16 protein-coding genes are annotated in these 20,040 nt (G+C 67.9%); 6 read left to right on the top strand and 10 right to left on the bottom strand.

The window, feature by feature from the left end; all coding sequences use genetic code 11:
* Positions 1-784: 784 nt before the first annotated feature.
* Positions 785-1,282: a hypothetical protein gene (locus SYV04_RS24850; protein ID WP_321548364.1), complete on the bottom strand. Its 498-nt coding sequence runs from the start codon at positions 1,280-1,282 to the stop codon at positions 785-787.
* Positions 1,283-1,369: 87 nt separating this feature from the next.
* Here SYV04_RS24850 and folD point away from each other — a divergent pair, with 87 nt between their 5' ends.
* From folD to SYV04_RS24825, 5 genes are all read left to right on the top strand, one after another.
* A complete protein-coding gene (folD, locus tag SYV04_RS24845) occupies positions 1,370-2,260 on the top strand; it encodes a bifunctional methylenetetrahydrofolate dehydrogenase/methenyltetrahydrofolate cyclohydrolase FolD (RefSeq protein WP_321548363.1) in 891 nt (296 codons plus the stop codon).
* Positions 2,261-2,417: 157 nt separating this feature from the next.
* Positions 2,418-4,283 carry a glycoside hydrolase family 30 protein gene (locus tag SYV04_RS24840; protein ID WP_321548362.1) on the top strand — a complete coding sequence of 622 codons (1,866 nt, stop codon included), beginning with the start codon at positions 2,418-2,420 and terminating at the stop codon, positions 4,281-4,283.
* Positions 4,284-4,336: 53 nt separating this feature from the next.
* Complete coding sequence (locus SYV04_RS24835) at positions 4,337-5,044, top strand: hypothetical protein (RefSeq protein WP_321548361.1); 708 nt, start codon at positions 4,337-4,339, stop codon at positions 5,042-5,044.
* A gap of 16 nt (positions 5,045-5,060) precedes the next feature.
* On the top strand, positions 5,061-5,756 hold the full coding sequence (locus SYV04_RS24830) for a histidine phosphatase family protein (RefSeq protein WP_321548360.1): 696 nt from the start codon (positions 5,061-5,063) through the stop codon (positions 5,754-5,756).
* A gap of 8 nt (positions 5,757-5,764) precedes the next feature.
* On the top strand, positions 5,765-6,838 hold the full coding sequence (locus SYV04_RS24825) for a phosphotransferase family protein (RefSeq protein WP_321548359.1): 1,074 nt from the start codon (positions 5,765-5,767) through the stop codon (positions 6,836-6,838).
* Here the strand turns inward: SYV04_RS24825 and SYV04_RS24820 are convergent.
* From SYV04_RS24820 to SYV04_RS24800, 5 genes are all read right to left on the bottom strand, one after another.
* The gene (locus SYV04_RS24820; RefSeq protein WP_321548358.1) at positions 6,816-7,310 is read right to left on the bottom strand and encodes a DUF6232 family protein; all 495 of its coding nucleotides are present in this window, start codon (positions 7,308-7,310) and stop codon (positions 6,816-6,818) included. The two genes, SYV04_RS24825 and SYV04_RS24820, sit on opposite strands and share 23 nt — an antisense overlap.
* Positions 7,307-7,702 (bottom strand): DNA-binding transcriptional response regulator, encoded by a 396-nt coding sequence (locus SYV04_RS24815; RefSeq protein ID WP_321548357.1) that lies wholly within the window; start codon positions 7,700-7,702, stop codon positions 7,307-7,309. Before SYV04_RS24815 ends, SYV04_RS24820 begins: the two co-directional genes overlap by 4 nt.
* Positions 7,703-7,704: 2 nt before the next feature.
* Positions 7,705-8,238, bottom strand: coding sequence for an OmpA family protein (locus tag SYV04_RS24810; protein ID WP_321548356.1), 534 nt, complete (start codon positions 8,236-8,238; stop codon positions 7,705-7,707).
* A gap of 88 nt (positions 8,239-8,326) precedes the next feature.
* Entirely contained in the window at positions 8,327-9,703 is a 1,377-nt protein-coding gene (locus SYV04_RS24805; RefSeq protein WP_321548355.1) for a sigma-54-dependent transcriptional regulator, read from the bottom strand.
* Complete coding sequence (locus SYV04_RS24800) at positions 9,693-11,810, bottom strand: two-component system sensor histidine kinase NtrB (protein WP_321548354.1); 2,118 nt, start codon at positions 11,808-11,810, stop codon at positions 9,693-9,695. The genes SYV04_RS24805 and SYV04_RS24800 overlap by 11 nt, the downstream gene beginning before the upstream one ends.
* A 219-nt stretch (positions 11,811-12,029) precedes the next feature.
* Between SYV04_RS24800 and SYV04_RS24795 the strand changes: the two genes are divergently transcribed.
* Positions 12,030-13,445: a B12-binding domain-containing radical SAM protein gene (locus SYV04_RS24795; RefSeq protein WP_321548353.1), complete on the top strand. Its 1,416-nt coding sequence runs from the start codon at positions 12,030-12,032 to the stop codon at positions 13,443-13,445.
* Here SYV04_RS24795 and SYV04_RS24790 read toward each other — a convergent pair.
* The 4 genes from SYV04_RS24790 to SYV04_RS24775 form a co-directional block, all read right to left on the bottom strand.
* The gene (locus SYV04_RS24790) at positions 13,422-17,696 is read right to left on the bottom strand and encodes an AAA family ATPase (RefSeq protein ID WP_321548352.1); all 4,275 of its coding nucleotides are present in this window, start codon (positions 17,694-17,696) and stop codon (positions 13,422-13,424) included. The genes SYV04_RS24795 and SYV04_RS24790 overlap by 24 nt on opposite strands.
* Positions 17,697-17,737: 41 nt before the next feature.
* On the bottom strand, positions 17,738-18,139 hold the full coding sequence (locus tag SYV04_RS24785) for a hypothetical protein (RefSeq protein ID WP_321548351.1): 402 nt from the start codon (positions 18,137-18,139) through the stop codon (positions 17,738-17,740).
* 117 nt (positions 18,140-18,256) lie between these two features.
* Positions 18,257-18,784, bottom strand: a complete 528-nt coding sequence (locus tag SYV04_RS24780; RefSeq protein WP_321548350.1) for an SLOG cluster 4 domain-containing protein — start codon at positions 18,782-18,784, stop codon at positions 18,257-18,259.
* Between the two features lie 166 nt (positions 18,785-18,950).
* Complete coding sequence (locus SYV04_RS24775; protein WP_321548349.1) at positions 18,951-20,036, bottom strand: hypothetical protein; 1,086 nt, start codon at positions 20,034-20,036, stop codon at positions 18,951-18,953.
* Positions 20,037-20,040: the final 4 nt, after the last annotated feature.

The raw sequence follows: 20,040 nt of genomic DNA, 5'->3' as shown, positions 1-20,040 counted from the left end.
CTCAGGGAACGGCAACGAGCCACTGCGCCGCCCAGCCTTCAGCCGCTGCGCCTCCTGACGGAACTGCTCCAAGTCCTTCTCCAACTCCACGGACCACCTCCTGGTGTGTGGCCGCAGGTGGTCTCACAAGAAGGAGAACCCGTCACGACGGGGCACGGCGAGGTCTTACCCTGAAGGCACCCGACGGGCTGCGCGCCATTTTGGAGCACCTGGAACTGCCGACGCGGCCTGCTCAACTGGCTGAAGCGCAGGGGCTACGCCAGCGCACGGGGTCTTGAGCGCTCTTAAACCGCCTTGACGACCTCAAGGAGACACTGCTCGATCACTTCAAGGTGGTACGAGAGATCGCGGAGGAACGGGACCTGCACGACGCCGTTAGCGTACTGGACTACCTACGGGACTATGCGTTCAAGAAACCAGAAGGACCATACGTGCCAGAGCCTGCAGGGCTTCAATGGGCGATTTTTGGCCTGGAAGACCCGAACGCGCAGCCTCCATCGAAAAAGCGACCGATCCGGAAGCAGAAGTCCGCGCCGTCCACGCTTTCACGAGCGTCACGCGGTCGTTCAAAGTGACTCCAACCCACGTCATCAGCGGACCGTACCCAAGTTGTACCCACAATGGCTGGACGCTCGTGGACCTTCATGAACACGCCGTCAGCCCATTTTCAGAGGGAATTCGATGGCCCTCCAACCCTGCCAACACCTTGCGGATCTGTGCGGCGGGGCTTCAAAACCGGTGAGTGGCCGTGCGAGCCGCCCATGGTGAGTTCGATTCTCATTCCTCATGGCGCACCACTGATACTCATCCGCGCGAGCGCGTTGATCCTGGCGCGCCAAGCCTCCGTTGTCATGAGGTAGGGCTCCAGCAGCTTGATCAACTCTTGGCTGGGGCGATTTGTCGTGTATCCCGGCTTTCGTGTCTTCCCCCCCGTCTTCCACGAATCCGTCTTCGTCCACCTCATCGCCTCTGCGACACTGACAGCCTCGGCGTACGTCAGAGCGTACGCTCGAGTTGCAACGGGGCGATCGAGGTCCCAGACATGGACGAGGAGAAGCCGGCGGAACTTCTCGTACTTCTTGTGGACGCTGAACGAACGATCCGAGTGGGCCTTCATCTGGATGGGACAAGCAATGAAGTCCCCCACCTGATGATCCAGGTCACTGTAGACGATCAGATCGATTCCGCGATCTCGCTCGGGGCGTGCCACTTCCAAACCAGCGCGGAGAAGCTCCGTCACAAGCCAGTTTCGCCCCACGAGTTCCACCATCTGAGAGTCCATGACAGCTTGTACCACTCGGACACTCGCGCTGGAGCGCGCCTCCGCTTTCTCGCCCACCCACCGGCTTGTTGGGGTAAGGAGCCGCCCATGGCGCGGATCATTGACGGGACCGAGTACAGCCGGGTGATGCGGGAGGAGATGGCCCAGCAGGTGGCGGCACTCCGGGCCAACGGCGTCACCCCTGGGCTCTCCGTGGTGCTGGTGGGGAACAATCCGGCGAGCCAAGCCTACGTGGCTAGCAAGACTCGTGCGTGCGAGGCCCTCGGGATGAAGGGCCGGACGCTGAACCTTCCGGAGGACGTCTCGACGGAGGAGCTGTTCTCGGTCATCGACCGCCTGAACGCCGACCCCGAGGTGCATGGCATCCTGGTGCAGCTCCCGCTCCCCGCTCACCTGCCCTACAAGGCCGTGCTGGAGCACATCCACCCGGACAAGGACGTGGACGGCTTCCACCCCCTCAACGCCGGGCTCGCTTTCGTGGGCGACCCGCGCGCCTTCGTGCCATGCACCCCCGCAGGCATCATGGAGATGATCCGCCGCGAGGGCATTCCCACCCGGGGCAGGCACGTCGTCATCGTGGGCCGCAGCCTCATCGTCAGCAAGCCGCTGGCCTCGCTGCTCATGGCTCCCGGACCTGACGCCACTGTCACCCTGACCCACCGACACACGCAGGACCTCGCCTCGTTCACTCGGCAGGCGGACATCCTCATCGTCGCGGTGGGAAAGCAGAACCTCATCACCGCCGACATGGTGAAACCGGGCGTCGTGGTCATCGACGTGGGCCAGAACCGCGTCCCCGATGAGAGCTCTCCGCGCGGCTACCGCATGGTCGGCGATGTCGACTTCGACGCCGTCAGCCAGAAGGCCGAGGCCATCACCCCCGTGCCCGGAGGCGTGGGCCCGATGACCATCACCCTGCTGCTCGCGAACACCATTCAGGCCGCGCGGCAATGGGCCGAGAAGCGTTCAGCATCGTGAACCCTCCCCAGAGCGGCTCTCATTGAAATTCGCGCAAAACTTGACATCACAGCGAACGCTATGAGCGACTTCGCGCCGGTATAGCCCCACTCCCGGCATGAAGGAGCCATACATGGCGTCACTCTTGAAAGCGCTGTCAAGAAGCCTTCCCCTGTCCTTGAACGGCCTGCTGACCGCGGTGTTGCTCGCGGGAACGACCGCTTCCGCGGGCCCCACGGTGCAGGTCGTCTGGACCTCCGAGAAGAACCCTGGCGATGGCGCCTGGTTCAACGGGCCGATCGCGTTTTCCCATGCGCTGAGCCAACAGGCCTCCGGCACCTTCACCAACCCCACCTCCACCTCGGCCACCACCATCACCGTGGACCCGTCGGTGCAATACCAGACCATCCTGGGCATCGGCACCTCGATGGAGGAGTCCACCGTCTTCAACCTCGCCCGCATGTCCGCGACGAAGCGGACCGAGGTCCTCAGGAAGCTGCTCGACCCCTCGACCGGCGCGGGCATGAACTTCCTGCGCATCACCCTGGGCGCCTCTGACTTCACCGGCCGGACCTTCTACACCTACGACGACCGCCCCTATGGGCAGACCGACCCCAGCCTCACCTACTTCTCCATCCAGAAGGACATCGATTACAACATCATCTCCACGCTCAAGCAGGCGCTGGCCGTCAATCCCAACCTGAAGATCTTCGCCAGCCCCTGGAGCCCTCCCGCCTGGATGAAGGACAACCAGAGCCTCATCGGCGGCAAGCTGCTCACCCAGCACATTCCCGTCCTCGCCACCTACTACCGCAAGGCCATTCAGGCTTATCAGGCGCAGGGCATTCCCATCTACGCGCTCACCGTGCAGAACGAGCCGCTGTACACCGCGCCCGATTACCCCAGCACCAGCGTCACCTCGGACCAAGAGCGCCAGCTCATCATCGCCGTGCGCAACGAGCTGAACGCCAATGGTCTGGGCGGCGTGAAGATCTGGGCCTACGACCACAACTTCGACTCGGCCGCTTCCTACATGGCTCCCATCATGAGTGACGCCACCGCCAACGCGGCGGTGGATGGCGTGGCCTTTCACGACTACGCCGGCGATCCGAGCGCCATGACTCAGCTGCACAACTCCTATCCCAACAAGAACATGCTGATGACCGAGCGCTCCTGGTGGGGCACCACCGGCGCCGACCGCATGGCCCAGTACTTCCGCAACTGGGCCGTCAGCTACAACGCCTGGGTGACGATGCTCGACAGCACCATCAAGCCCGAGCAGTGGACCGGCACTCCCGGCCCCACCATGCTCATCCAGAACGCCTATACCTATGACACGTACTGGGTGCTCCCTGAGCTGTACCTCATCGCCCAATACTCCAAGTACGTGCAGCCGGGCGCCAAGCGCATCTCCAGCTCCTATGGCTCGAGCGGCACCGTGACCAACGTGTCCTTCCTCAACCCGGACAACTCCGTTGTCTCCGTCATCATCAACCAGACGGCCTCGAGCCAGACGTTCAAGCTCTCCTCCGAGGGCCAGGAGCTCCTCGCCACGATCCCCGCCAAGACGGTGGGCACGTACAAGTGGACGCGTCAGAGCACCGGCACCCCGACCAACCTGCTCGCCAACCCAAGCTTCGAGGCCGGCAACGCTTCGAGCTGGAACAGCGAGTGGCACAACGCCGCGCTCGCCTACAAGGTGGACACCGACTACCCCTATCTCGGCGCCTACAAGCTCACCCTCTTCGAGGTGGGCGCCTATCAGCAGCTCCTTGGGCAGACCAAGACCGTGGCCAATGGGACGTACACCGCCAGCGTCTACGTGCGCTCCGGCGGCGGACAGAACGTCCTGCGCCTGTATGCCAAGAACTATGGCGGCGCGGAGAAGACCGCGGAGATTGGCTCCAGCGTCGTCACCAATTACACCAAGTACACCATCACCGGCATCCAGGTGACCAACGGATCCATCGAGATTGGCGTCTACACGGACGCCAACGCCTACAACTGGGCCGCGTTCGACAACTTCGAGCTCGTGAAGAACTAGCGCTCCACGCTGGCCACCTGCATGCAGGTGGCCAGACCGAGTATGAAGGGGCCATGACCGAGGAGAATCCGCGTCCCTCCAATGCCCCTCCGCCCCAGCTCGGGCGCGTGGCCTTTCATGCCGTCGCCTCCGGGCTCACTCCCCTCATCCCCGTTCCCTTCCTCGACGACTATGCGCTCCGTCAGGTCCGTGAGCGGATGATCCGGGCCGTGCTCCAAGAGCACTCCCTGCCCACCCCCCAGAAGGCCGTGGTCGTCCTCGCCGGCTCGCACGTGTCCTCCACCCTGGGAGGGCGCATCCTCGGCGTCCTCAAGACCGTAGCGCTCTTTCCCTTCAAGAAGATCTTCCGCCGGATCTTCCTCGTGCTGTGGGTGAAGGACTGCGTCGACATGACCTCCGTCACCCTCCACCACGGCTATCTCATCCAGCACGCCCTCGCCCGGGGCGACTTGAACGCCAGCTCCCTGGAGACCGATGCGCCCCTGCGCGTCCATGACGCCATCGTCGCCGCCTGCAAGGAGATGGACACCCGCCCCGTCAATCAGCTCCTGAAGCGCTTCTTCGAGGGCAGCCGACTGCTCCTCTCCGAGGCCACCAAGGCGCTGATGAACCCTCTGCTCGGACAGCCCCGCGTCCCCCAGAAGGGCGAGGAGGCCGAGGTCGCTTCCCTCGCCGATCGGCTCGCCGCCGCCCTCTGGGAACAGCGCGGCTACTTCACCTCGCTCGAGCAGCGCTACGAGAAGCACATGGGCCGCTCCTGACGCTCCCGAGAACCGCATGACCCGCCTCTACCTCGTCCGCCACGGCCAGGCCTCCTTCGGCGCCAGCCGCTATGACCAACTCTCGGCCCTCGGCGAGCGGCAGGCACTCCTGCTGGGCCAGCACCTCCAGCGCATCGCCTTCCGCGCCGATGCCTGGCTCAGCGGCACTCTCGACCGGCAACGTGCCACCCTCGCCGCCATGGTCCGGGGACTGGCGTCCGCTCCCACCCCGGACGCCCATCCCGCCTTCAATGAGTACGACCACGAGGCCATCCTCGGCGCCTACCTGCCTCGCGTCATGCAGGACATGGGGCTCTCTCCGGATGACCGGCTCACCCTCTTCTCCGACACCCGCCAGTTCCAGGACGCCTTCGCTCAGGTCATGCACCACTGGGTGGGCGGCTCGCCCCACGAGCGCGCTCCCTTCGAGACGTGGGAGGCCTTCCATACGCGCATCCGCGAAGCCCTGGAGAAGCTCGCCCGCTCCGGTCCCGAGCGCATCGTCATCGTCACCTCCGGTGGCCCCATCTCCCTCGCCGTCCAGGCCGCCCTGGGCCTGACTCCCGAGAAGACCTTCTCCCTCAACTGGGCCATCTACAACGCCTCCGTCACCGAGCTGCGGATCCGCCGCGGCGCGCTGATGCTCTCCAGCTTCAACAACGTCGCCCACCTGGAGCTCGTCGGTGACGCGGGCCTCCTCACCTACCGCTGAGCCCTCTCATGGAATCCAAGTCCCCCGAGGAGACCGCCCCACCGCGCGCCGGCGAGGAGCTGGACGCCGGCAAGCTGCTGGAGTGGATGGCCCGCCAGAGCCCCGAGTTCACCGGCCCGCTGCACATCACCCAGTTCCCCGGCGGCGCCTCCAACCTCACCTATCTCGTCCGCCAGGGCGAGCGCGAGTGGGTGCTCCGCCGCCCTCCTTTCGGCACCAAGGCGAAGAGCGCGCATGACATGGGCCGAGAGGTCCGCGTGCTGTCCGCCCTGCACCGTGTGTTCCCCTACGCTCCCAAGCCCGTCCTCTTCTGCGAGGACGAGAGCGTGATGGGCTGCCCCTTCTATGTGATGGAGCGGCTCCAGGGCGTCATCCTCCGCAAGGACCTTCCCCCGGGCTTCTCCTTGAGCCCCGAGGACGCGCGCACCCTCTGCGAGAACCTGCTCGACGTGCAGGTGGCCTTGCACCGCGTGGACGTTCAGGCCGCGGGGCTCGCCGACTTTGGCAAGCCCGAGGGCTATGTGCGCCGCCAGGTGGACGGCTGGAGCGAGCGCTACCGAAAGGCCCGCACGCAGGACGTGCCCGACGCCGAGCCGCTCATGAAGTGGCTCGCCGAGCACCTCCCTCCCGAGAGCGGACGCGCCGCCCTCATCCACAACGACTACAAGTTCGACAACGTCGTGCTCGACCCGAAGAACCCGCTGCGCATCATCGGCGTGCTCGACTGGGAGATGGCCACCCTGGGCGATCCCTTGATGGACCTCGGCTGTTCCCTGGCCTACTGGGTCCAGGCGGATGATCCGCCTGACTTCCAGATGGCCCGTCAGCTCCCCACGCACCTGCCGGGCATGATGACCCGCCGCGAGCTCGTCGCCCGCTACGCGGAGAAGTCGGGCCTGCCCATCAACGACTTCCACTTCTATTACGTGTTCGGCCTGTTCCGGCTCGCTGTCATCGCCCAGCAGATCTACTACCGCTACGCCCTGGGGCAGACGACCAACAAGCGCTTCGCCCAGTTCGGTCAATTCGTCACCGTGCTGTGCCGCCACGCCGAGCGCGTCATCGCCACCCAGGGGGTGTGACACTCCCGGGCCGCTGCCTCGCCGCCACCGCTGCTTCGGTCACCAGGACCGCCAGGCGGGAGACGAGGCGGTGATCCCGGCTGCGGAACACGCGCCGCTCCTGCTGCCGCGTCCACAGCACGAGCCAGTACGTGTCCTCGGCCAAGAGCAGGCCCGCGATCGAGCCGAAGATGGCCAGCCCCGCCAACCCAAGGGCTGCCTCGTACACTCCCTTGCCCTGTGCGCCCGGCGCCGCCATGGCCGCGTGCAGCACCGGCAGCCCCAGCACCACGCCCAGCGACAGGATGCAGAGCAACGGCAGCACCCGCGGCGCCCGGTGGACCGCCTCCACCCGCTCCACGTCACCGAGCAGCCAGGTCCGCCCGTCCGTGACCAGCCGTTGGCTGGTGACGAGCACGCCCTTCATCTGGAAGAGCGTCGTTTCCTGCGTCCCTGAGGGCGCTGTCAGCGAAGCGACGGCGAAGTCCATCATCGTACCTTCCTGAAGGCGGGACCCTGGCCGGCAAGGCCGTTTCCCTGACGCTCGATTACGGCGCACACCATGCGGCGCAGTTCATCCAGGGGTTGGCCCAGGGCGAAGCAGCCGCGAGCTCCCAGCCGGAGCGCGAGTTGAATCAGCCGCTCGTCGGCGAAGGGCACCAGGACGAAGACCGGCGCCGGGTAGGTGCCATCTCGGGCGCTCTGCAGCGCCCCCAGGACGCTCTCTCCACGCTGGATGTGGACGAGCACCAGATCGGCACGCGGGGCGCCCGCCTCTCCCGTGTGCAGGGCAAGGCCATCCTCGGCGAACACATCGCGCAGGAGCGCCGAGAGCGAGTCGTTAGCGCCCAGGAGCCACACGCAGGCGGTGGAGCGGGCCTCCACGGCTACCTGCCATCCACTCGCGCCTGCGCCACCGAGACGGCGAACTCGCTGCGGCGGTTCTTCGCCCAGGCCCTCTCGCCACTGCCCGCTACCGCCGGGCGCTCCTCGCCGTAGGACACCACGGCGATGTGCGACGCCTCCACGCCGAGCTTCTTGAGGTAGTCACGCGCCACCGCCGCCCGGCGCTGCCCAAGGGCCATGTTGTACTCCGTCGTGCCCAGCTCGCAGGTGTGACCGGTGATCGTCACCTGCACCTCGGGACGCCTCCGCAGCGCCTCGGCCACCCCGTCGAGCATCTGCCGCGACTCGGGCAGGAGCGTGGCGGAGTCCAGCTCGTAGTAGATGGGCCCGAAGTCCAGCGACGGCAGCTCGGCCACCTGCTTTGGAGCCGACGGTGGCTTCACCGGCTCGGCGCGCGGCGGCGTGACGCCCGTGGAGACGCCATCGTTGGAGGAGACCGTGGCCACGGACTTCGCGGCGCACGCGCTCACGCTCAGCGCGAGCAGCATCAGGGGGAGGAGACGGGAGGTTCGCATGCCCCTCTCCTGAAGCAACGCTCATGCCGCGTGCGCTTCCCTCGGGAGGAGAGCGCTGGTCCCCCGAATACCCTGGCACCGCGCCACCCTAGCGTGGCGAATTGCCAGAGCCCTTCTCCCGCTCGCGGCGGTGGATGGTGGAGACGTCGATGCCGAGCAGCTCCGCCGCGCGCGTCTTGTTGCCCCCGCAGCGCGTCACCACCCAGGAGATGTACTCGCTCTCCAGCTGGCGCAGGGACCACAGTCCCTCCTGCGCCAGCCCTAGCGGATGGGCCTCGGGGCTCGCCGTCGGCGCGTGGAGCCGAAGGTCGGCCAGTTCCACCGTCTCCCGGGGGACGAGCACCACCAGCCGCTCGACGAGGTTCTCCAGCTCTCTCACGTTCCCCGGCCAGGGCATGGTCCCCAGCGCGGCCACCACCTCGGGCGAGAAGCCTGTCACCCTCGAGCGCGGGTTGCGCGCCCGCGCCCGCGTGGTGAAGTGCTCGACCAGCAGGGGGATGTCCTCGCGACGCTCGCGCAGCGGCGGAATGCGCAGGGTGACGACGTTGAGGCGGTAGAAGAGGTCCGCCCGGAAGCGGCCTTCTCGCACCCGCGCCTCCAGATCCTGGTGGGTGGCCGCGACGATGCGCACCTCCACCGTGCGGCTGGCGTCCGCTCCCACCGCCCGCACCTCCCCATCCTCCAGCACCCGCAGCAGCTTTGCCTGGAGCTCGGAGGGCATGTCTCCGATCTCATCCAGGAAGAGCGTCCCCTTGTCCGCCTCGACGAAGAGCCCCCGCCGCGCCGTGGTGGCCCCCGTGAAGGCTCCCTTCACGTGCCCGAACAGCTCGCTCTCGAGCAGCGCGTGGGGCAGCGCGGTGCAGTTGACGGCCACGAAGGGCTCGGCCGCCCGTGGCCCCTCGGAGTGCAGCGCCCGCGCCACCAGCTCCTTGCCGCTGCCGCTCTCTCCCCGGAGCAGCACGGGCGCTCCCGAGTGGGCCACGTGCTCGATGAGCTCGTAGAGCCCCCTCATGGACGTGCCCCGTCCTACCAGCGCCCCCAGCCCGCTGCTCCCTCCCGCCGCCTGGCGCAGGGCGCGGTTCTCCGCCCGCAGCCTCCGCTCCTCCAGGGCCCGCCGCAGGTAGATGAGCACCTCGTCCAGCCGGAAGGGCTTGGTGAAGTAGTGCCAGGCACCGCGACGCATCGCCTCCACCGCGCTCTCGACGCCCCCGAAGGCCGTCATCAACAGCACCGGCACCTCCGGATCCACCGCCCGCGTCGCGGCCAGCACGTCGAAGCCGTCCACCTGCTCCATGCGCAGATCGCTCAGCACCGCGTCGAACGGGCGGGTGCGCACCAGCCGGATGGCCTCGGCGCCGCCCGTGGCCAGCTCTACCTCGTACCCTTCGTCCGCCAGGGGTTCCTGGAGCATCCGCCCCATCTCCACGTGATCGTCGACGACCAGGATGCGGCCCTTAGCTGACATGTCGCTCCTCGGTCATCGCGGGCCCGGAGGCGGGCCACAACAAGGTGATGCGGGTACCGCGCCCCTGCTCGCTCTCCAGTTCCACCCGTCCTCCGTGGTTGCGCACCACGTGCGCCACCATCGTCAGCCCCAGCCCCGTCCCCTGCCCCCGCTTCTTCGTCGTGAAGAAGGGGTCGAACACCTGGTTGAGGCTCTCCGGGGGGATGCCACAGCCGTCATCCTTCACCGTGAGCGTCACGAAGCCCCACGCCCCGGAGGAGGAGCCATCCGGCGCCACCGCGCTGACCCGAACCTCCCCCCCGGGGCCACACGCGTCACAGGCGTTGAGCATCAGGTTGACCAGCACCTGCTGGAGCTGGTCCGGGTCGGCCGCGAGCGGTGGCAACCCCTCGGGAATCTCCAACGTGATGCGCACGCGGCGCCGCTCGGCTTCGAGCCGGAGCAGCTCGTACACATCGCGCGTCAGCGGCACGAACTCCACGGGCCGCACCGCCGCGGGCTGCAGGCGCGAGAAGTCCAGGAGCTGGCGGATGGTCCGGCTCACCAGATCGATCTGCTCGATCATGACGCCCACCCCCGCCGCCTGCGCGTGGGTGGAGCCCAGCTTGCCGAGCACGTACTCGGCCCGGCCGCGCACCACACCCAGCGGAGTGCCAATCTCATGCGCGATGCCCGCGGCCAGCACGCCCACGGTGGCGAGCTTCTCGGCGCGCAGGAGCTGCGTCTCCAGAGCCCGGAGGTTGCTGAGGTCCTCCACCACCAGCAGCGTGCGCACCTCGGGCTCGCGCGCCTCGAGCGGCACGGCGTGGATGCTGTACTGTCCTTCCTCTCCGAACAGCGCGAGCGGCTCGCCCAGCAGGCTGCGAACCCGGGCCTCTCGCGTCGCCGCGCCCACCAGCTCGCCCAGCCGGGACACCACCGGCTCCGGAGCCTGGGGAAAGGCCGCCGCCAGGGGAGCGCCCACGACGCTCGGCGGCATCCGAGTCCGAAGGGCCTGGTTCACCGCGCTGATTCGCCCCTCGGCCGTCAGTGCCAGCACCCCGGTGGGGATGTGATCGAGGATCTTCTGCGTCTTGTCGTGCAGGTGCGCGAGCTGGTCCGCATGCCGGCGGCTCTCGCGCAGGGCCACGGCGCGGCGCTGCGCCAGGACCACGTACACCGCGAAGGCCACCAGGAACAGCGCCACCAGCAGGGCCGCCAGGGACAGCCTCAGGATGAGTCCCTGCTCGTGCGAGCGCAGCGTGGCCGTGGAGACCAACGTCGCCGCGGACCAGTGGCTGCCACCCTTGAGCTGAATGGGCGTGAACGCCGCCACCGCGTCCGCCCGCCCCAGTCCCAGCCGCTCCGCCTCCTGCTCTCCCAAGAGGATCGTGCCCCGCTCCCCCGCCCTCATCTTCGAGACGAGGGAGGCGTACTGAGGGACGGCCCCCGCGTCCGTTCCCACCCGCTGGTACCAGCTCGCGAGTGCCGGATCGCTGGCGGGGCTGGCCCTTCCATGCGCGCCGACCAACAGCAGGCGCGCCTCGGGATCCGACGTCACGATCCGCAGGGGAGAAAAGAAGGACTCCATATCCACCAACACCGCGACCGTCCCACGCGGCTGGCCTTCGTCCACGGGGATGGCGGTAGCGAGGATGCGCAGCCACACGCGCTCATCTCCCACCAACGGCGGCGAGCTGGTGATGTCCCCAGGAGGGCGCTCGAGCGCTCGACGCGCCGTCTCCGCCATCTGCGGGAAGAACGTCCCCTGGACCACCCGGGGATCGGCACGCCGATCCACCAGCCGCAGCCGCTCGGCTCCCTGCTCCTCGTACGCGGCGATGGCCTTGAACCCGCCGACTACCTCCAGTAGGGCCCGCAGCTCGCGCCGGTGCTCCTGGGTGGTCCCCGGCTGGGAGAGCAGCTCACCGGCGAAGCGCAGGTCCTCCCCCACGTCCTCCAGGGCCTCGGTCACCCCTCGCGTCGCCTCGTCCAACTGCGCCTGGCGATCCACGGCGAACTGATGCACCAGCGCCGCGCGGTTGTGCTGGATGACGCCAAAGCCCCCCACCCCGACGCTGGCGAGCGCGAGGCACAGCAGGAGAATGGGGATCAGGGTATGGCGCATGGCTCGGGCCACTGAACGTCCCACACCCCAGCGGCCTTCCTCGCACAGCAATTCCCGTTCCTCGCAGGCCTCCAGGGGAAGCGCCCTTCCCCACACGCCCCACCCTGGCGCCTTGCCAGAGTCCCCCTGGCATTTTGCAAGGGTGGAAAACCCTGGGGTTTCCACTGGGTTGGAATGTTCTTTTGTCAACGGTGCAACTCAGGCCATCCTGCGGTGACCATGCGCATCGCGGTCATCGCCACCTATACGCACCCCACCCGGCGGCGGGTCAAAGAGCCATCCATCATGCAGTCGGCCGTCCCGGAGCTCATCGCCGGGCTGTGCCCCCCGCACGCCGAGGTCGAGATCTTCAACGAGAAGGAAGCGGACATCCCGCTCGACCGGCATTGGGACCTGGTCTTCTTCTCGTACCTGCACTCGTACTACGAGCACACCAAGGTGCTCTCCACGCTGTTCCGCCAGCGCGGCATGGTCACCGTGGCCGGCGGCCGGCACGCCAGCCACTTCCCCGACGATGTGGAGCAGTACTTCGACGCTGTCATCACCAGCGAGCCCGAGCCCAACGTGCCCGCGCTCATCCAGGACTTCGAGAAGGGCGAGCTGAAGAAGCGCTACAGCCTGCCCTCGCTGGGCGCGGCCGCCATCCAGCCCTACCGGTACGATCTCATCGACTTCACGAAGAACCGGGTGCGGCTGGCGGGCATCGAGGCCTCGCGCGGCTGCCCCTTCACCTGCAACTTCTGCGTGCTCACCGGCCACGAGCGCTACCGCTTCCGCCCCATCCCCCAGGTCATCGAGGAGATCCAGACGAAGATGACCTGGAACAAGAACTTCATGGGGGCGATGGACAACGTGTTCATCTTCCTGGACAACAACCTGGGCGGCTCGCCCAAGTACCTGCGCGAGCTCTGCACGGCCCTGCTGCCGCTGAAGAAGATCTGGGGCTGTGCGCTCACCTTCAACATCCTCAAGGACGAGTCGCTGGTCCGGCTGATGGCCGAGGCCGGCTGCCGCTACATCTATACCGGCCTGGAGTCGCTCAACCCCGACTCCATCAAGGCCATGAACAAGGGCCAGAACAAGCTGTCCGAGGTCAACGCCGTCATCCGGCGCACCTTCTCGCACGGCATCGTCCTGTCCTTCGGCCTCATCGTGGGCTCGGACGGAGACACCAACGAGTACCTGCACCGGCTGCCGGAGTACCTGGCGGACCTGAGCTACTTCTCCATCACCTTCCTGGGCATCGTCTGCCCCTATCCGGAGACGCCCTTCTTCCGCGAGCTACAGGCCGAGGGCCGCCTGCTGCCGGGCACCATCAGCCGCGACTACGACGGCTACACCCTGTGCCACCGCCCGAAGAACCTGCACCCGTCCGAGGTGGTGGAGCACTTCACCCGGCTGTGCGACACGCTGGGCACCCTGCCCAACATCGCGCGGCACTACTGGTCCAAGCTGATGATGAGCAACATGCCGCGCTACAAGAGCGCGCTGATCTTCTCCGGGCCGGAGATCCTCAGCATCCGCAACCCCGTGCAGAACAAGGCGCGGCGCTACATCGCCGGGATGGATTCCATGGAGGAGTGGGACACCCAGCAGCAGGCCGCGCTCGGCCTACAGCCGCAGCGCATCAGCTGAGGCGGACGCGGGCAGCGCCACGGGGGCCCCCGGCAGCGACACGCTGGAGGCCTCCAGCCGCTCCACGCGCCGCAGCTCGGCCCGGGCGCCGATTGCCGTGAAGATCTCCCGGGCACGCGCCAGCCACTGCGCGCGGCGGTGCGGCACGGCCACCGCCCCGTCGAGGTACGCCACACCCGCCTCCCAGCGGTTGGGCCCCGCCTCCAGCAGCTCGATTGCCTGCTGAAACACGGGCTCGGCGGCGGCCACCCCCTTGCGCAACCGCAAGGCCCGGGCCGTCACCCGCAGCGCCGGCCCCTTCATATAAGGATAGATGCGCGACAGGGCGCGCGCCTTGAAGCAGCCCAGCCGGACGATGCGCAGCAGCTTGCCGCGCGGCACCGACCTGGCGCCGTTCTCCAGCGCGAAGAGCGCCGCCTCCGCCGCGTCCACCAGGCCGATCTGCAGGAAGGGCACCAGCACCTGGTACTTCCACACGGTGTCGAACGCCCGGACGGCCACCCGCGCCGCCTCCTCTACCTGGCCCTCGCGCACGGCGATGTTGGCCAGGTGGTTGAGGCATGCGCACTGGTTGGCCAGATCGTCCACCTCGATGCTGATCCGCAGGCCCTTCTCCAGCTCCTCGCACAGCTGGGCCACCTCGCCCTCGCCCTGCAGGTAGCGGCACATGGACACCCACGCGTGGGCCCAGGCCTGGTGCATCTTCGCGTTGAGCTCCAGCCCCAGCTCGCCCATCTTCCGGAAGCTCTTCTCCGCCGTCTCGAACTGCGAGGAGAGGAACTGGCTGGTGCCCAGGATCATCATCGAGGTCTGCACCTCCCACCGCTCGCCCACCTGCCGCAGCCGGCCGATGGCCTCCTCCTCCACCCGAGCGCTCACCTCCAGCTCGTTGGCGAACAAGGCGTTGGTGCCCAGGCGGCTCATGGCGATGCCCTGCGCCACCGCGTCCTGCGAGCGGCGGCCAAACTCCAGCGCCTCTCCGAGGTAGCGCATCGAGCGCTTCAGCAGCCCGGCGCCAAAGAGCATCGTCCCGTAGTAGCCGCTGGCCTGGCTCAGCCCGTAGTCGGAGCGCGAGCGCGTCGCCATGTTGAAGGCCAGCAGCGTCGCCCAGGTGAGCTTGGCGAGATCCGCGAAGTAGTAGATGCGGATGAGGGAGATCAGCGTGTTGAGCTGCTTGATGTAGAGCGGCAGCCGCTGAGGCGGCACGGGCCGGAGGATCTGCGGGAGCACCAGGCTCAGCAGGTGGATGCCCATCTGCACGCCCGTGCGCAGCACCAGCCGCACCATGCTCCGCGGCGGCGGGCGCCCCAGCAGCTGCAGGGCGCTCTCCAGCTCCTGGATGGCCCGCCCCGACTCGCCCTTCTCCTGGAAGGCCCGCCCCAGGCCGATGTGGATCTCCGCCCGCCGCTCGTCCGAGACCTCGTCCCCCTGGAGCTGCTCGTACATCTGGATGGCGGCGGCGTAGTTGCCCGCCTGCAGCAGCGCCTCGGCCAGCTCCTGCATGACCTCGCGCGTGCGCGTGTAGATGACCTCGCGATCCAGCGCGTCCGTGGTGGAGAGCACCTCCATGGCCCGGTTGTAGTGGTGGATGGCCTCCTCGTTGGCGTACTGCGCCTTGGCGGCGCGCGCGGCCTGCAGCGTGTACTCCAGCCCCTTCAGCTCATCGTTCCCCGCCAGGTAGTGATAGGCGAGGATGCCGGCGGGCTTGACGGGGTTGTCCGCGTCCTTCTCCTCGAGGAAGCGCGCCAGCTTGCGGTGCAGGTGCTCCCGCGCCGAGACGAGCAGCGTGTTGTAGGCCACGTCACGGATGACGATGTGCTTGAAGAGGCACGTGTAGGGCTCCTCCACCTCCAAGAGGATCAACCCCAGGTTGGCCAGCGCCGCCATGGCTCGCCGCGCCTCGTCCAGGTCGATGCTGGTCGGCAGCAGCGCATGCACGGCGTCGAGCGTGAAGATACGCCCGATGACCGAAGCCACCTTGACGATGAGCTTCTCCAGCTCTGGCAGCAGATCGATGCGGTTGAGCACCACGTCCTGGATGGAGTCCGGGATCCGGATGCTCTGAAGGCTGCGCCGCAGCACCCGCCGTCCTCCCTCGCCCTCCTCGAGGAGCCCCTGCTCCACCAGCCCCTCCACCAGGGACTCGATGAAGAACGGGTTGCCCTGAACCTTGCCCAGCAGCATGTCCTCCAGGCCGATGTTCGGCGGAGCCAGCTTCAGGTGCAGCCGCACCAGCGCGCGCGCCTCCTGCTCGTTGAGCTGGGACAGCTCCACCATGCGGAAGCAGTCCATGGAGCGCAGCTCGCGCAGCGCCTCTCCCGGCCGCATCGTCACCAGCAGGGTCAGGCGCATCGGCCCGAGCCGGTGGGCGATGTGCTCGATGAGATCCAGCGTGATGTGGTCGGCCCAGTGCAGATCCTCGAAGAACAGGAGCAGGGGCGTGGTGGCCGACCGCTTCATCAACAGCTGGTAGATGATGTTGAAGACCTGCTGGTTCTTCTGCCGCGCGTCCAGCACCTGGGTCCGCTCGTCCTCCACCACCGGCAGGCCCATGATGCCCGCCAGCACCAGCGCCCACTCCTGGCCCACGTCCTCCAGCCCCTCGAACTCGCGCCGCAGGCGCTCCAGGCGTGCCTCTGGCTCATCCCCCTCGTGCATCTGGAACAGCTGCACGAGCACTTCCTTCCACGGGAAGAAGGGGGTGAACGTCTCGTAGGAGTAGCAGATGCCATACAGCGTCCGGGCGCCGCGCTTCTCAGCCTCCTCCACCAGCCGGCTGGACAGGCGCGACTTGCCGATGCCCGCCTCGCCCGAGACGACGCAGATGCGCCCCATCCCTTCGATGGACTCCTCCACCGCCTGGGTGAGCAGGTGCAGCTCGTCCCGGCGCCCGACGATCTCTCCCTGGCCCCGGACGAGCAGGCTGCGCACGGGCTGGGCGTCGGACTGGACGCGGTAGACGGGCACCACGCGCGAGATGCCCTTGAGCTTCGCGTCCTCCACGTGCAGCGTGGAGAACTCCTGGTGGAGCTTGCGCTGGGTGTTCGCATCCACCTGGATGCCCGGCTCGCGTGCGTGGGCCATCAGCCGGGCCGCGATGTTCACCACCTCGCCCAGCGCCCACGAGCCCTTGCGCGCCGGCGCGCCCATCTCTCCCCAGTAGGCCGGGCCAGTGGCGATGCCGATGCGCAGGTCCTCGATGAAGGGGAACGCCGCCTGTTCGCGCAGGAGCTTGGCGGCGAAGTGGCACGCCAGCTGCTCCTTGTTCTCCTGCGCCGTGGGCGCCCCGAAGACGACGTAGAGGACGTTGCCCTTGTCGGTGAAGTCCGGCATCAGCAGCACGCCTCGGTAGAGGCTGCTCTCGCGCTGGGCGAACGTGAAGAAGGTGTTCATCTCCCGCACGAGCTCCGCGGCCTCGCGGTGGGAGTCGCGCATCCCCACCCGGACGAAGACGCAGGTGACATCGCGGAAGTCTCCGCTGAAGCCCTGGTGCGTGGTGATGACCTTGCGCAGCAGCTCCGGGTGCAGGAACTGCGAGCACTGCCCCAGGGCCAGCGCCCCGCCCGTCAGCAGGCGCTGCGGCGTGCGCGGCGTAATCTCCGCCGGAGGCTCGAACCGGAAGAAGCCGTCGCGCTCCTGTCCGGGCGTGCCGTAGGGCAGCAGCGCGGCCGCCTCCGGGCTCAGGATGACCTCGCCGCCCGCCGAGCGCTTCTCCGCCGCCACCGCCCGCTCCAGCGGAGCGCCGATGAGCGCCGGGTGCAGCCACTGCTCCGCCTCCCCGAGGATGACCCGGTGGCAGGTGCCAAAGCTCACCCCCACGCGAGAGGACAGGGTGAAGCGCTGTCCCAGCAGCTCCACGTGCGCGAAGCGCGCCAGCTTGCGCTGCACGTGCGCGCCGCAGATGGCCGCCCGGCGGACCAGCTCCAGCTCGGACTCGCCCCGCTCGGGCTCGAAGCACGCCAGGATGGAGTCCCCGGCGAACTGGTAGATGTCGCCACCGAAGTCGCGCACCCCCTCCACCATCTCCGTGAAGTAGCTGGAGAGCAGCCGCTGGAGGGCGTCGATGCCCCGCGGCCCCTCCCCGCTCAGCGAGACGACGATGGGCGTGAAGCCGGCGATGTCCAGCAGCAGGCAGGCCCCGCGCACCTCCTCCACCGTCGGCAGCGGCTCGCCGTTGGACTGGGCCAGCTTGCGGACGATGGCCGCGGGCACGTAGGGCGCCAGGGACGCCAGCGTTATCCGCTCGCTCATGCTCGGGCCCTCGGGGCCTCTGGCAGTCGACTCGCCATGGCTCAGGCCAAGATGGAGAAGCGGATCCACAGCGAGGTGATGAACACCATCGCCCAGACGAACGTCTCCACCGTCTCCGAGAGCGGCTGCGCCTTCCTCAGCCAGCCCCACACATGCACCACGACCATGAGCCCCGTCGTCATCGCGACGAGATCGAACAAGAACCGGTGGCTCTTCGGATCAGGAATCCCGCGCGCCACCGAGGCGATGATGGCCAGCGCCACCGCCCCCAGGCACCGCCCGAAGTAGACCGTGAGGTCCGTGTTCTCCGCGGGCCACTTCCAGCCGAACCAACGCGCCCACGTCAGCGGCGCGAAGAACAACGGCAGGGCGACGACCACCAGGAAGAACAAGGTGGACACCACCAGGAACCAACTGGCCAGCGGATAGTCGGGGCTGATCATACGCGGGGCTCGGCGCCACCCTGGCGACGTGCCACCCTGGGGAGTCGGTGGCGGACTGTTCGCCACTCACCATATCAGAGCCGCGCGTTGGACGACCTGTCAGGTTCGCCCTGCTCCCTACCGCACCGTGCTCAGCAGCCACTCGCAGACGTGCTCCAGCGAGTCCGTGCGCTCCAGCCGCTCGGGGAAGCGGTGGAACTCCCGGCCCTGCCCGAACAGCAGGGCCGGCTTGCGGTAGCGCAGCGCCAGCTCCGCCTCGGCCACCGAGCCCGCCTGGCCCGGCAGGAACACGAGCGCCTGAGCCGTCAGCACGTTGATGTGGTTGCGGCTCATCGAGTCCTTGCCGCGCTCCCCGCTCAGCGGCAGGTGCGTGAACACGGGCAGCTCGATGAACTCGCTGGGGTAGCCCGCCTTGGGCCGGTACGCCCCGTCCTCCACCTCTCCGGGGACGATGCCGACCGAGAGCCCACGACGACCGGGCACGGCGATGAAGGCCTCCGCGGCCGCCCGCATCACCCCCTGCCCCGCTCCCGTGAGCAGGTCATAGCCGTGCTCGGCGAGCCAGCGCGCAAGGGGGATGACCCGCTCCCGATACTCCTCGGTGCCCGAGCCCATCACCCCGATGATTTTTCGTCGCTGCAGCATGACCTTGCCCTGGGACGGGGGGGGTCTCCGGCGCTAGACCCGTCCAAGAACTAGGTGTGCATGCAAGGGAACCGCCGCAACACTCTTTGCAGGTAAAACGAGCTGACCGCGTTCTCCCCGCGACACGTCGAACCGACATGTCGCAGGGGAGTCTACAGCCACCTGCTTACTGGAACACGCAGGCCGCGGGCGGCGGCGGAATCGGGGGCAGCGGGTAGAACATCTGGAAGCCGCCGAAGTTCACGACGCCGGGGCCGAAGCCCACGGTGACCGGGGGGAAGGTCCACGGCCGCAGCGAAGCCTCGTCGGTCCTCGAGTCCTTGAAGAGGAACGACATCGTCGGCGGCACGTCCGCGCCCTGGGGCACCAGCACCACGTACAGGCCGATGTCACTGATGGCCGCGTTGGGCGTCACGTAGAAGCCGCGCGTGGCCTGGTTGTCCGCGGCCGGCAGCGAGCCGGGGAACTCCCAGGAGAGCGAGAGAATGCGCCCCGTGGAGTGCTCGACGGTGATGCCGTCGGCCGCCTTGCGCTGAATGGGGTTGCCCGCCTCGTAGAGCCACACGACGAAGACGCCCGCGTAGCGCCCCGGGTTGATGAAGTCCTCCACCGTGGTGGGGGTGCCCGTCGCCGTCAGGTGCTTGGCGACGGCCTCGAGCACGCCCTTCTTGCTGATCTGGGCGGCCTCCAGGCCCGTACACGAGGAGTTGTTGTTGATGGTGATGGGCCGCAGCGTCAGCGTCGGCAGGTACTCCGACTCGGCGACCTTCGGGAACGGAGGGCCGATCTGCACGGGGGGCAGCGACCCCACGCCCGCGTTGAACATGAGGTAGGGCGCCGGCCGGTTGTGGGGGCTCGGCACGCCGGGGAACACCCAGATGCCCATCCCATCCGAGTTGACCGGCTGACCGACCAACGGATTGGCGGGCGGAGGACCGGCCAGCAGCGGATCGAAGGGCTGCACGGCAGCGCCGCTCACCGACGCGTTCAGGTACAGCGGCAGGCCCTCGGACAGGTACGGCGGCATGGGGCAAGCAGGGCCCGCCCCGAGGCAGAAGTAGACCTGGTGGAAGAAGGACTCCGGATCCCACGCGACGCCCGTGAGCGTCGTGGTGAAAGCCGGCGCCTGCGACACCGGGATGTACTCCGGCTGGGGAAGGAAATTGGACTCCTCGGGAGTGGTGGAGTCCCCACAACCGGCTCCCACCAGCATCGCGCCCAGGAGCGCTCCGTAGCGAATGTATCGAGTCATGACG

This window comes from Hyalangium ruber, from assembly GCF_034259325.1.
Lineage (GTDB): Bacteria > Myxococcota > Myxococcia > Myxococcales > Myxococcaceae > Hyalangium_A > Hyalangium_A rubrum.
Note: the sequence above shows the minus strand (reverse complement) of the source record. Positions and strands in the feature narration are given on the sequence as shown.